14 protein-coding genes are annotated in these 12,868 nt (G+C 66.6%); 8 read left to right on the forward strand and 6 right to left on the reverse strand.

Annotation, left to right across the window (positions count from 1 at the left end):
• The first annotated feature begins 53 nt into the window (after positions 1-53).
• The 6 genes from kdpF (at position 54) to A3Q37_RS13615 (ending at position 7,993) form a co-directional block, all read left to right on the forward strand.
• Positions 54-143: a K(+)-transporting ATPase subunit F gene (gene kdpF, locus A3Q37_RS13590; RefSeq protein ID WP_065483169.1), complete on the forward strand. Its 90-nt coding sequence runs from the start codon at positions 54-56 to the stop codon at positions 141-143.
• Between the two features lie 8 nt (positions 144-151).
• Entirely contained in the window at positions 152-1,816 is a 1,665-nt protein-coding gene (gene kdpA / locus A3Q37_RS13595; RefSeq protein WP_065483173.1) for a potassium-transporting ATPase subunit KdpA, read from the forward strand.
• Positions 1,813-3,957, forward strand: coding sequence for a potassium-transporting ATPase subunit KdpB (gene kdpB / locus A3Q37_RS13600; RefSeq protein WP_065483176.1), 2,145 nt, complete (start codon positions 1,813-1,815; stop codon positions 3,955-3,957). The genes kdpA and kdpB overlap by 4 nt, the downstream gene beginning before the upstream one ends.
• A 6-nt stretch (positions 3,958-3,963) precedes the next feature.
• Positions 3,964-4,575, forward strand: a complete 612-nt coding sequence (gene kdpC / locus A3Q37_RS13605) for a potassium-transporting ATPase subunit KdpC (protein ID WP_065483179.1) — start codon at positions 3,964-3,966, stop codon at positions 4,573-4,575.
• A 109-nt stretch (positions 4,576-4,684) separates the two neighbouring features.
• Positions 4,685-5,389, forward strand: coding sequence for a response regulator (locus tag A3Q37_RS13610; protein WP_065483182.1), 705 nt, complete (start codon positions 4,685-4,687; stop codon positions 5,387-5,389).
• A 57-nt stretch (positions 5,390-5,446) separates the two neighbouring features.
• Positions 5,447-7,993, forward strand: a complete 2,547-nt coding sequence (locus A3Q37_RS13615; RefSeq protein ID WP_065483186.1) for a sensor histidine kinase KdpD — start codon at positions 5,447-5,449, stop codon at positions 7,991-7,993.
• 10 nt (positions 7,994-8,003) lie between these two features.
• Here A3Q37_RS13615 and A3Q37_RS13620 read toward each other — a convergent pair whose 3' ends face one another.
• The 3 genes from A3Q37_RS13620 to A3Q37_RS38340 form a co-directional block, all read right to left on the reverse strand.
• Positions 8,004-8,723, reverse strand: a complete 720-nt coding sequence (locus A3Q37_RS13620) for a TrkA family potassium uptake protein (protein WP_079137781.1) — start codon at positions 8,721-8,723, stop codon at positions 8,004-8,006.
• Positions 8,716-10,056 (reverse strand): TrkH family potassium uptake protein, encoded by a 1,341-nt coding sequence (locus tag A3Q37_RS13625; protein ID WP_255311805.1) that lies wholly within the window; start codon positions 10,054-10,056, stop codon positions 8,716-8,718. Before A3Q37_RS13625 ends, A3Q37_RS13620 begins: the two co-directional genes overlap by 8 nt.
• A gap of 161 nt (positions 10,057-10,217) precedes the next feature.
• Complete coding sequence (locus A3Q37_RS38340) at positions 10,218-10,301, reverse strand: potassium-transporting ATPase subunit F (protein ID WP_369691452.1); 84 nt, start codon at positions 10,299-10,301, stop codon at positions 10,218-10,220.
• Between A3Q37_RS38340 and A3Q37_RS37230 the strand changes: the two genes are divergently transcribed.
• A complete protein-coding gene (locus tag A3Q37_RS37230; protein WP_176711405.1) occupies positions 10,264-10,584 on the forward strand; it encodes a hypothetical protein in 321 nt (106 codons plus the stop codon). The genes A3Q37_RS38340 and A3Q37_RS37230 overlap by 38 nt on opposite strands.
• A 54-nt stretch (positions 10,585-10,638) precedes the next feature.
• On the opposite strand, the gene A3Q37_RS13635 is transcribed toward A3Q37_RS37230, so the two are convergent.
• From A3Q37_RS13635 to A3Q37_RS13645, 3 genes are read right to left on the reverse strand one after another with little or no spacing between them, the layout of a single operon-like run.
• Positions 10,639-10,962 carry a DUF1048 domain-containing protein gene (locus tag A3Q37_RS13635; protein WP_065483195.1) on the reverse strand — a complete coding sequence of 108 codons (324 nt, stop codon included), beginning with the start codon at positions 10,960-10,962 and terminating at the stop codon, positions 10,639-10,641.
• A 1-nt stretch (position 10,963) separates the two neighbouring features.
• Positions 10,964-11,320 carry a DUF1048 domain-containing protein gene (locus A3Q37_RS13640; RefSeq protein WP_065483198.1) on the reverse strand — a complete coding sequence of 119 codons (357 nt, stop codon included), beginning with the start codon at positions 11,318-11,320 and terminating at the stop codon, positions 10,964-10,966.
• Entirely contained in the window at positions 11,317-11,643 is a 327-nt protein-coding gene (locus A3Q37_RS13645; protein ID WP_065483201.1) for a PadR family transcriptional regulator, read from the reverse strand. Before A3Q37_RS13645 ends, A3Q37_RS13640 begins: the two co-directional genes overlap by 4 nt.
• Positions 11,644-12,193: 550 nt before the next feature.
• Here A3Q37_RS13645 and A3Q37_RS13650 point away from each other — a divergent pair.
• Positions 12,194-12,868, forward strand: coding sequence for a TetR/AcrR family transcriptional regulator (locus A3Q37_RS13650; protein WP_065483371.1), 675 nt, complete (start codon positions 12,194-12,196; stop codon positions 12,866-12,868).

The raw sequence follows: 12,868 nt of genomic DNA on the forward strand, positions 1-12,868 counted from the left end.
ACGGTCGCGATATTCGCGCTGGTGGTCTTCATAGCCAAGGGGGTGGCGAAGCTGTGACTGCCGAAAATGTCGTCGGTCTCATCGTGGCTGTTGCCCTGCTGGGGTACCTCGTCCTCGCCCTCATCAAGCCGGAGAGGTTCTGAGCACGGATATGAGCCCCGTTCTTGCTGACGTGCTCCAGGTGTCCGCGCTAGTCGGCGCGCTCGCTCTGGTGCACCGTCCCTTCGGCGACTACATGGCCGCTGTCTTCTCCTCCGGCAAGCACCTGCGGATAGAGAAGTGGATCTATCGCTCGGTGGGTGCGAACCCGGACGCAGCCATGCGCTGGCCCGCCTATCTGCGTGGCGTTCTGGCGTTCTCCGCCGTGAGCGTCCTGTTCCTCTACCTGATCCTGCGGGTACAGGACAAGCTGCCGCTCTCGCTCGGATTCGCGGCGATCACCCCGGACCAGGCGTTCAACACTGCAGCCTCGTTCGTGTCGAACACGAACTGGCAGTCCTACTCCGGTGAGTCGGCCATGGGCCACGTCGCCCAGACCGGCGGCCTGGCGGTGCAGAACTTCGTCTCCGCTGCCGTCGGCATCGCGGTCGCGGTCGCGCTGGTCCGCGGTTTCGCCCGGTCCCGTACCGGAGAGCTGGGCAACTTCTGGGCCGACCTGGTCCGTGGAGTCGTCCGCATCCTGATCCCGATCTCGGTGGGCGCGGCGATCCTGCTGGTCGCTACCGGCGCCGTCCAGAACTTCGCCGGCATCCACGAGATCACCACGGTCACCGGGCAGACTCAGTCCATCAGCCCTGGTGCGGTCGCCTCGCAGGAGGCCATCAAGGATCTGGGTACCAATGGCGGCGGTTACTTCAACGCCAACTCCTCCCACCCCTTCGAGAACCCCAACGGCTTCTCCAACCTTCTGACGATCTTCCTGCTCCTGGTCATCCCGTTCTCGCTGCCGCGCACCTTCGGCAAGATGGTCGGCAGCGTCCGGCAGGGCTACGCGATCGTCGGGGCGATGGCGACCATCTGGTTCGTCGGCGTGGTTCTCGCGACCTGGATCGAGTACGCACACCCCGGTACCGCCTCACAGCTGGCGGGCGGCGCGATGGAGGGCAAGGAACAGCGGTTCGGCGAGGGGGCGTCATCCCTGTTCGCGGTCTCCACGACCATGACCTCCACCGGTTCGGTCAACTCGTTCCACGACTCCTACAGCGGGCTGTCGGGTGGTGTGCTGCTGCTGGGCATGATGCTGGGCGAGATCGCGCCCGGCGGTGTCGGCTCCGGCCTGTACGGCATGTTGATCATGGCTATCATCGCGGTGTTCATCGCCGGTCTGATGGTCGGCCGTACGCCGGAGTACCTGGGCAAGAAGATCGGCACCCGCGAGATCAAGCTCGCGGCCTGCTACATCCTGATCACACCGGCTCTGGTGCTGATCGGTACGGCGCTCGCGATGGCCACCGGCCATGGCGAGTCCTCCATGACCAACACGGGGGCTCACGGGTTCTCCGAGGTCTTGTACGCCTATACCTCTGCCTCCAACAACAACGGGTCCGCCTTCGCCGGTTTCGGGGCCAACACGCCGTACCACAACACCGCGCTGGGGTTGTGCATGCTGCTCGGGCGTTTCCTGCCGATGGTGTTCGTCCTCGCGCTGGCGGGGTCGCTCGCGGAGCAGAAGCCCGTCCCCGAGTCCGCAGGCACCCTGCGGACGGAGAAGCCCCTGTTCACCGGGCTTCTCGTAGGCACCATCATGATCATCACCGGTCTGACCTTCTTCCCGGCCCTAGCGCTGGGCCCGCTCGCCGAAGGGCTCGCGGCATGACCTCCGACGTAACGAAGCAGGACGCTGTGTCCCAGAAGACGACGGCCACCCCCACGCTCGCTCCCCACTCCGACACACTGCATGGGCACAACCCGACGGCGGAGCGCGTCGGCGGGGGCCTGTTCGACCCCAAGCAGCTGGTCACGTCGTTCCCGGACGCCGTGCGCAAGCTGGACCCGCGGGTCATGGTCAAATCGCCCGTCATGTTCGTGGTGCTGATCGGCTCGGTGGTCACCACCGTGCTGGCGGTCAAAGACCCGGGCGACTGGTTCGGCTGGGCGATCACCGCCTGGCTCTGGCTGACCACTATCTTCGCCAACCTCGCCGAGGCCGTGGCCGAAGGCCGGGGCAAGGCGCAGGCCGACACGCTGCGCAAGGCCAAGACCGACACCGTGGCCCGCCGGATCATCGGCAAGAACGAAGAGCGGGTCCCCGGCGCCGAGCTGCGCATCGGCGACCTGGTGGTCTGCGAGGCCGACGACATCATCCCCGGCGACGGCGACGTCGTCGAAGGCGTCGCATCGGTCGACGAGTCCGCCATCACCGGCGAGTCGGCACCCGTCATCCGGGAGTCCGGAGGCGACCGCTCCGCAGTGACAGGCGGTACGAAGGTGCTGTCCGACCGGATCGTCATCAAGATCACGACGAAACCTGGCGAGACGTTCATCGACCGGATGATCAACCTGGTCGAGGGCGCGGCCCGACAGAAGACCCCGAACGAGATCGCCCTCAACATCCTGCTGGCGTCCCTCACCATCGTCTTTCTGCTCGCCGTGGTCACGCTCAAGCCGTTCGCGGTCTCCGCGGGTGCCGACGACCAGACCTCGATGATCGTCCTGACGGCCCTGCTGGTCTGCCTCATTCCCACGACCATCGGTGCACTGCTGTCCGCGATCGGCATCGCCGGCATGGACCGGCTGGTCCAGCGCAACGTCCTGGCCATGTCGGGGCGCGCGGTCGAGGCGGCGGGCGACGTGTCGACATTGCTGCTCGACAAGACCGGGACCATTACGCTCGGTAACCGTCAGGCCGCCGAGTTCGTGCCCGTCAAGGGCACCACGGAAGCCGAGCTGGCCGACGCGTCCCAGCTCTCCTCGCTGGCCGACGAGACGCCCGAGGGCCGCTCGATCGTGGTCCTTGCCAAGGAGCGGTACGGACTGCGAGAGCGCCACCAGGGCGAGCTCGTACACGCCGAGTGGATCGCGTTCACTGCCCAGACCCGCATGTCGGGCGTGGACGTCGACGGCCGGAAGGTTCGCAAGGGTGCAACCGGCTCGGTCGTGGCGTGGGTCAAGGAGCGGGGCGGAAGTGTTTCCGACGAGGCGCAGGCGCTCACGGACAGGATTTCCCAGGCTGGTGGCACGCCGCTGCTGGTGGCAGTGGAGGACGAGAAGGGCGCGCGGGTCCTCGGTGTCGTCCACCTCAAGGACGTGGTGAAGGAGGGCATGCGGGAGCGGTTCGACGAGCTGCGCCGGATGGGCATCCGTACGGTGATGATCACGGGCGACAACCCGCTGACCGCGAAGGCGATCGCCGAGGAGGCGGGGGTCGACGACTTCCTCGCCGAGGCCACCCCCGAGGACAAGATGGCCCTCATCAAGCGGGAGCAGGCCGGCGGCAAGCTGGTCGCGATGACCGGCGACGGCACCAACGACGCCCCGGCCCTCGCCCAGGCGGACGTCGGTGTCGCGATGAACACGGGTACGTCGGCTGCGAAAGAGGCCGGCAACATGGTCGACCTCGACTCCAACCCGACGAAACTCATCGAGATCGTCGAGATCGGCAAGCAGCTCCTGATCACCCGGGGCGCTCTGACGACGTTCTCGATCGCCAACGACGTGGCGAAGTACTTCGCGATCATCCCCGCGATGTTCGCCGTCGCCTATCCGAGTCTGGACAAGCTCAACATCATGGGCCTGGCCTCACCTGAGTCCGCGATCCTCTCGGCCGTCATCTTCAACGCGCTGATCATCATCGCGCTGGTCCCTCTTGCCCTGAAGGGCGTCCGGTACCGTCCGAGCAGCGCCGACAAGATGCTCCGCCGCAACCTGGGGCTGTACGGAATCGGCGGCCTCGTGGCCCCGTTCATCGGTATCAAGCTCATCGACCTGCTCATCTCCCTCATCCCCGGAATCGGCTGATCGGCTATGAACAACTCCCTGGCAAACACGGGACGCCTGGTCTGGTCCGCGCTGCGCATGCTGCTCGTCCTCACGGTCGTGACCGGCATCGTCTACCCGCTCGCGGTCACCGGCGTAGCCCAGGGCCTCTTCCACGACAACGCCAACGGCTCGATCGTGAAGACCGACGGCAAGGAGGTCGGTTCCGAGCTGATCGGCCAGACCTGGAACGTCGAAGGCGCGGACGAACCGGATCCGAAGTGGTTCCAGCCCAGGCCCTCGAACAGTGGATACGACCCGCTGGCCACCGGCTCCAGCCAGCTCGGAGCCTCCGACGCCAAACTGACCAAGATGGTCGGGGACGCCAAGAAGCAGGTCGCCGCCTTCAACGGTGTCCCGGAGTCCGAGGTACCGAAGGACGCGGTCACCGGTTCGGCCTCGGCGATCGATCCTCACATCTCCCCGGAGTACGCGGAGATCCAGATCAGGCGCGTGGCCAAGGCCAACGGCCTGACCGGTCAGCAGGTTGCCCGGCTTGTCGAGGACCACACCGAGGGCCGTACCGCAGGCTTCCTCGGACAGCCGCACGTCAACGTCCTGAAACTGAACCTGGCGCTGAAGGACCTGACCACACGTTGACGATCTTGTTGGCAGAACACGGGGAACTGCCGGTCGGGAGCATCGACGGCCGGCAGTTCCCCGGTGCATACCGACTCCGTCACGGACGACATGAAAGGTGACACCGCTGATGACTCGGGTACTGGTGGTCGAGGACGAGTCGCCGCTCGTCAGAGCTCTGACGATCAATCTCCAGGCGCGTTCCTACGCAGTTGACGCGGCTCCTGACGGGACCACCGCGCTGCTGCTCGCTGCTGAGCGGAGACCGGACGTCGTCCTGATCGACCTCGGCCTGCCCGACATGGACGGCATTGAGGTGATCAAGTCACTGCGTGCCTGGACGCGTGTGCCCCTGGTCGTTCTGTCGGCCCGGGGCACCTCGCACGAGAAGGTCGAGGCGTTCGAAGCGGGCGCGGACGACTACATCACCAAGCCGTTCGACATGGCCGAGCTTCTTGCCCGGCTACGCGCTGCCGTACGGCGCAGTACGGGCGAAGGCGCAGACGGCGTGCTCCCACTTGGTGAGCCGGAAATGCTCACGGTAACCACACCGGACTTCACGGTCGACCTGGTGGCCAAGAAAGTCCGGCGGAATGACGAATCCGTCCGCCTGACCCCGACGGAATGGCACCTGCTGGAGATCCTTGTCCGAAGCCCAGGGCAGCTGATCAGTCAGCGTCAATTGCTGGACGAGGTTTGGGGGCCCGGATTGGCCGCCCGGACGAACTATCTGCGCGTCTACATGGCGCAGCTCAGGCGCAAACTAGAAAGGGACCCCTCACACCCCCGGTACCTGATCACGGAACCGGGCATGGGATATCGCTTCGAGGGCTGATCGGGCTTTTTCAGTCCTTCCACGGAATCATCTGCTTCAAGGCGAAAGATCGCACACATGGGACGCGGCAAGCTTCGGATCTACCTCGGTGCGGCCCCGGGCGTCGGCAAGACGTACGCGATGCTCTCCGAGGCCCACCGCCGTGTCGAGCGGGGTACGGACTGCGTGGTCGCCTTCGTCGAGCACCACGACCGCCCGCGCACAGAGGTGATGCTGCACGGGCTCGAGCAGATCCCGCGCCGAGAGATCGAGTACCGGGGGGCGAGCTTCACGGAGATGGACGTGGACGCGGTCCTGGCCCGGCGGCCCGCCGTCGCGCTGGTGGACGAGCTCCCGCACACCAACGTCCCCGGCTCACGTAATTCCAAGCGATGGCAGGACATCGAGGAACTGCTCGCTGCCGGTATCGACGTCATAACGACGGCGAACATCCAGCACCTGGAATCCCTGGGCGACGTCGTCGAGGCGATCACCGGCGTACGGCAGAAGGAGACAGTGCCGGACGAGGTCGTACGCCGCGCCAATCAGATCGAATTGGTCGACATGTCGCCCGAGGCGCTGCGTCGGCGTATGGCGCACGGAAACATCTACAAGCCGAACAAGATCGATGCGGCTCTGTCCAACTACTTCCGGCCCGGCAACCTCACCGCTCTTCGGGAACTGGCGCTGCTGTGGGTGGCCGACCGGGTGGACGAATATCTCAACGAGTACCGGACGGACCACGAGGTCTCGGCGATTTGGGGTTCCCGAGAACGGATCATTGTGGGCCTCACTGGCGGTCCCGAGGGTCGCACGCTGATACGCCGAGCCGCGCGGCTCGCCGAGAAGGGGGCTGGTGGAGAGGTCCTCGCCGTCTACATCGCGCGCAGCGACGGCCTCAGCTCGGCCTCGCCGAAGGAGCTGGCGGTTCAGCGCACCCTTGTCGAAGATCTGGGCGGAACCTTCCATCACGTCATCGGTGAGGACATTCCGTCCGCGTTGCTGGAGTTCGCGCGTGCCGTCAACGCGACGCAGATCGTCCTGGGCGCGAGCCGTCGCCGTTCGTGGCAGTACGTGTTCGGGCCCGGGGTCAGCGCCACTGTCGCCCGCGAATCCGGCCCTGATCTGGACGTCCACATCGTCACGCACGACGCGGTCGGACGGGGCCGAGGGCTGCCTGCGTCCCCGCGGAGTCGCCTGGGCAGACCCCGCACGTTGGCCGGCTGGCTCGTCGGCGTGGTCGGACCTCTCCTGCTCGCCCTGGCCCTGACGTCGATCGGCGGCGGGACCGGTCTGGCCAACGAAATGCTCCTCTTCCTGTCACTGACTGTCGGCGCGGCCCTCCTGGGCGGGCTGTGGCCGGCTCTCGCCTCCGCCGCGGTCGGCTCACTGCTCCTGAACTGGTACTTCACACCACCGGTTCACACCTGGACCATCTCGGATCCCGAGAACATCGTCGCGATCGCCGTCTTCTTCACGGTTGCTGCTTCCGTGGCGTCGGTCGTCGGGCTCGCGGCACGTCGGACCCAGCAGGCAGCACGGCTCCGTGCCGAGTCCGAGATCTTGTCCATGCTGGCGGGCAGCGTGCTCCGCGGCGACACCAGTCTGGAGTCGTTGCTCGACAGAGTGAGGGAGACCTTCTCGATGGAGTCCGTGGCCCTCTTCGAACGGGCCGGCGATCTCGCCCCATGGGTCTGCGTGGGCAGTGTAGGAACCGTGCAGCCGGTCGGTCGTCCTGAGGACGCGGACGTCGACATGCCGGTCACCGACCGCCTGGCGCTGGCCCTGACCGGGCGGGTCCTGCCCGCCGAGGACCGCCGAGTCCTCGGCGCCTTCGCCGCCCATGCCGCCGTAGTCCTGGACCGCCAGCGTCTCGTCGGTGAGGCGGCAGAGGCCCGGAAACTCGCCGAGGGCAACAAGATCCGCACCTCCCTGCTCGCCGCCGTCAGCCACGACCTGCGCACGCCGCTGGCGTCCATCAAGGCCGCCGTCACGTCCTTGCGTGCCGACGATGTCGAGTGGTCGGAGGAGGACCGCGCCGAACTGCTCGTTGGTATCGAGGAGGGCACCGACCGCCTCGACCACCTTGTGGGGAACCTCCTCGACATGTCCCGCCTGCAGACCGGGACCGTCACCCCGCTGATGAGGGAGACCGACGTCGACGAAGTCGTGCCCATGGCATTGGCCGGCGTACCGGAGGACAGCGTCGTCCTGGATATTCCGGAAACCCTGCCGATGGTCGACGTGGACCGTGGTCTGCTGGAGCGCGCCGTCGCGAACATCGTCGAGAACGCCTGCAAGTACAGCCCCGATGGCACACCGGTCTTGGTCTCGGCCAGTGCGATCGGCGATCGAGTGGAGCTGCGTATCGCCGACCGAGGCCCTGGGATCCCCGACGAGGCCAAGGACGCGGTGTTCGAGCCCTTTCAGCGGTACGGAGATGTCCCGCGCGGTAACGGTGTCGGTCTCGGCCTTGCGGTCGCCAGGGGGTTCGTCGAGGCGATGGGCGGCTCCGTCACGGCAGAGGACACGCCCGGCGGTGGCCTGACGATGGTGATAGCATTTCCCGGGCCCCCGGCCGCCTGGCAGGTTCGTCCCGAGCTTCCTGGCGAGGCGACCTCTTGAAATGCTGCCCTCAGCTCATCTCGGCGAATGACTCCACTGCCCGGGTCTTGCCGGTGACGATGACGACATCTCCCTTCTCGACGATGGTTTCCGCGGTCGCGTGGGTGAAGTCCTGCCCCGGTCGCTTGATCCCGACCACCGTCACACCGTGCCGGGCGCGTACGCCGCTCTGCCCGAGGGGAACGCCGGTGATGCCATCCGGCGCGATGGTTTTGACCAGGGCGTAATCGTTGTCGAACTCGATGAAGTCGAGCATTCGTCCGGTCACGAGATGGGCAACGCGCTCACCCATCTCGTGCTCGGGCAGCACAACGTGGTGGACACCGAGCCGTTCGAGGATTTGACCGTGCTGCCTGCTGATCGCCTTCGCCCAGATGTTGGGAACCTGCTCCTCCAGGAGGTTGGAGGCGATCAGGATGCTGGCCTCTATGTCCGTGCCGATACCGACGACCGTACTGGTGAACTCGTGCACCCCGAGCTGGCGCAGCACCTCGGGATCCGTGCAGTCCGCGACAGCCGAGTGCGTGAGCACGTCGCTGTGACGCTGGACCAGCTGGGAGTCGGTGTCGATGCCCAGGACGTCCCAGCCTCTCCGTGTCAATTCCAGTGCCAGTGAGCTGCCGAAGCGGCCCAGGCCGATCACCGCGACGCGCTGGTCACCGGACTCGGGGTACGGCTGGGACAGCCGCTTGCGGCGCCGACGGTGCAGGGACTGCAGGTAGTTAACCAATGACAGGTCGCTCCTCTGGTAGCTGGTAGCGGCGAGTCCGCTCCCGCAGTGCGAGCGCCGACACCAGGGTGACCGGACCGAGTCGGCCGACGAACATGAGCAGGATCAGCACCAGCTGTCCGGAGGCCGGGAAGTCCGCGGTGATGCCCGTGGACAGCCCGACGGTGCCGAACGCGGACACCGCTTCGAACAGGACCGCCTCCAGCGGCGCCGAGGACACGGTCAGCAGAGCGAGAGTGCCGGCGATCACTAGCCCCACGGCCAGCAGGGCGACGGTGAGCGCCTGGCGCAGCACATGGGGAGCCAGGCGTCGGCCCATGACGCTGGAGTCCGGCTCACCGCGAACCTCCGCCACGATGGCGGCGGCCAGGACCGCGAACGTGGTCACCTTGATTCCACCGGCCGTGCCCGCGCTGCCGCCGCCGATGAACATCAGCGTGCAGGTCATCAGCAGCGTGGATGCCTCCATCGCGCCGATGTCGATGGCGTTGAAGCCCGCGGTACGACTCATCGCCGAGTGGAAGAAGCCGTTCAGGAGCTTTTCGCTCCAGTCGAGTCGCCCCAGTGTGCTGGGGTTGCTCCACTCCAGCAGGCAGGTGAATACCGTGCCGGTGACCAGAAGGGCAACAGTGGTCACCAGCGTCATCCGCGTGTGCAGCGACCAGGTACGTCGCCCCCCCAGCCGCTTGCGCCTGCGATGCCGCAACAGCTCAAGGAGGACAGGGAAGCCGATTCCGCCCAGGATGACCGCCAGCGCGACCGGCAGGGTGACGAAGGGGTCCTGGGCATAGGGGGTGAGGCTGTCGACGTTCAGACCGAAACCGGCGTTGTTGAACGCCGAGACGGCGTGGAAGAGGCCGGAGTACGTCGAGTCGGCGATGGAGTGGTCGTAGCCGAATCGCAGACGCAGAGCGAGCCATGCTCCCACTGCGAGCTCGATCGCCAGCGTCGTTCCGGCGACGCCGAGCAGCACACGGCGTACGTCGCCGATGCCCAGAGTCTTCGTCTCTGCCTGAGCCGTCAGCTGCATGCGCAGCCGCAGCTTGCCCGACACGAGGAGCGCGAGGAGCGAGGCCATGGTCATGATGCCGAAGCCGCCGACCTGGATCAGCGCGAGGATCACGCCCTCGCCGAACCCGCTCCAGTACGTACCGGTGTCCACCACGACCAGACCGGTCACACAGACTGCGGACGTGGACGTGAACAAGGCCGTCACGAACCCGGTCGTCCCGCCGCCCTGTGACGACACCGGCAGCATGAGCACGAGAGCGCCCAGCAGGATCACCGCGCCGAAGGCCCCGACGAGAGTCCGGGCCGGGTGTGCGGCGAACACTGACCGCCGTACCCTCGGCACCTGCCCAGCCACCCGTCGGCCTCCCTCGGTCCACCACGACAACCGTCAGCGGGAGTAGCGAACCCGTCCAGACCGGCGGCGGCCACCCTACCTGGGCTCTGTGGACCGGGCGTCCTCGGCGCGGCGTTCCTGCCGGGCCCTCAAAACCTGTCCGGCCGCATCACGACGGCCACCAGGTAGCCGACAATGCTGACAGCCACGATGATCCCGACCCAGTTCTCCACGCCCATGAGCGGTCAACTCCCTTATGCACAGGTTTTGTCCGAAACCGTAGACCCAGCAAAGCGCGGGTTCTGCCCGTGCGGGGCGTCGTTGACGGACTTCTTCCGCTCAGCCCGCCAATCCTGGCGACATCTTTACGCGTGCTCCGCCAGAGAGCGCGGAGCGACCAAGGGCCTGCTCGACCGCTACAGCTTCACCGCCAGCGTCTCGGCCGCCGGTGCCCTGCGCCCGCTGCACGACCCGGATGCGCCCGAGCTGGATGAGGACGAAGAGGGCAGGGAGTGAGCGCGAGGGTGATGCTCGGCGGTTACGCAGTGCCCTCGGCCTCGGCCCGCAGCATCACTTCTCGTCGCCAGGCTCCGATCTGATGGATGCCTGGTAGACATCCGCGTATGTAGGGGAGTCGCTGACCAGGTCGTCACAGAACGCGGCGACGTCAGCGCCGATGAGTTCCAAGACGCCCTTGCCTGAGGCGATGCCCTCCTCGAAGAAGTCGACGATCCCGGGGAGCAGGGATCCGTCAGACAGGCTGATCGGTCCAACCTTGAACAGGTACCTCTGCATCTCCTTGTAGACGATCTGGTAGTCCGGTGGGAGAGCTTTGACCCGGGCCATGTGCGCCCGCCACTGTTTCTTGCCCTCGATGATGTCTTGGATACCCACGTCAGCCTCCCAGCCGGCTCAATTTCCTTGCGACATTCCTGTTCAACTGCTCGCGCCACCGGTCGCGATAGGTTCGAGCCTCTTCTCCGCCGGCAAGCGCCGCGCAAAAGCCTCCGATGTCGTCGCCGAGGACCTCGTGGACGCTCTGCCCGTCCGCCGCCGTCTCTTCAAGCAGCCCCAGGGCTGCGTCAAGGATCGGCGTCAGGTTGCGGCCGGCGAAGTCCCCGTAAGGCAAAAGGTGGGCGATGATCTGTCCCCATGCCGCTCGGTAGTCGTCTGGCAGAACCTCGGACCGGGCTTCGAACGCCTTCCATTCCCTGGTGAGATCGCTGCCTGTGACCTTCTCCCAGAAGTTCATCTCCCGCCCTCCTTGAGCCTGTTGATGCGTGATGAGATGTATTGCCATTTCGCCCAGAACTTTGCGAGCTCCTCGCGTCCGGCGTCGTTGAGCGTGTAGAACTTGCGCGGCGGACCGACCCCGGATGGCCGTTTCGCCACCTGGACGAGGCCGTTCCTCTCCAGCCGCAGCAGGATGGTGTACACCGTCCCCTCGATGACGTCGGCGAAGCCGAGCTCGTTCAGCTGGCGGGTGATGGCGTACCCGTAGGTTTCCTCGCTGCCGATGATTTCGAGCACGCACCCTTCGAGCGTGCCCTTCAACATCTCCGTCAGGTCCTCCATCGCGGGTGCTCCTCAACCTGGGCCAGTACTACGTGCTACCGAGTACCACTATACGGTATCACCGAGTAGTGAAAGGTGGTGCCTCCAGTCGCCTCCGCTCTCTCTGGCGTTCGAAGTCCTGCGAACTGCTGACGTGTACGCGCGGCCTGGTGGCACTGTGTGCATCTCCGAGATGTTCCGTCTCGTACGCGGCGATGGGCGCGCCTTCGACGTGTTCGACGTTCCCCGCCGCGACGATCTCGCCCTGTGCGCCCACGGCGGCGCGTTCTCGTCGATGTGCTTCATCGCGCGCCATCGCCCGCCGCGGCCTTGGCGTCAGCCGTGGTGTCATCCGGACGGCTGACGTAGACCTCCTGCCCGGCCGCCGCCGTCGAGGGGGATGCCCCCGGAGTTGCCGGTCGCCCTCGCGCCCCGGCCCGGCGCGAAGCGCGAGAGCCGCGTCAGCACCCTCGTGTCGATCGGGCCGCGATCGTTCGGCGTCAATCGCCGTTCCATCTGCTCCCCGAGCCCGCTCTTGCAGTCGATTGAACAGCCGTTTAACGTGGTGTGCATGGAATCAGCGAGTGCTGATGGCGGCACAGCCGTACGGATTCGTGATGCGGCGATCGCGCGGTTCGGGCGCGACGGGTTCGGCGTCGGGCTGCGTGTGATCGCGGCGGACGCCGGGGTGACGGCCGGCCTGGTGGTGCACCACTTCGGTTCGAAGGGCGGGCTGCGCCGGGCCTGTGACGAGCAGGTGCTGTCGGCGATCCGCGAGGAGAAAAGGAAGGCGTTCACCGACGGTACGGCGGGGATGCTGCTGGAGCAGATGGCTTCCGTGGAGCGGTTCGCCCCGCTGGTGCTGTATGTGCTGCGCAGCCTTCAGGCAGGCGGAGAGCTGGCGGCGGAGCTGGTCGAACAGATGACGGCCGACGCCGAGCAGTACCTTGCCGCTGGAGAGGCGGCTGGAGTGGTCCGGCCCAGCCGGGACCCGGCCGCCCGGACCCGGTACCTGGCACTGCAGTCCGCCGGGGGCATGCTGCTGTGGTTCACCCTGCACGGCGGCGGCGACCCGGAGACGTTTCAGGCGTCGTTCCGCCGGTACGTGGAGGAGGTCACCGCGCCCGCTCTGGAGCTGTTCACCCAGGGGCTGCTGGTCGACCGGTCGATGCTGGACGAGTTTCTGATGCAGGTCCCGGACCCGCCGACGGGCGGCACCCCGTCCGCGGACCGACCGGCGCCCTGA

It is taken from the genome of Streptomyces sp. PTY087I2 (assembly GCF_001687325.1).
Classification (GTDB): Bacteria; Actinomycetota; Actinomycetes; order Streptomycetales; family Streptomycetaceae; genus Streptomyces.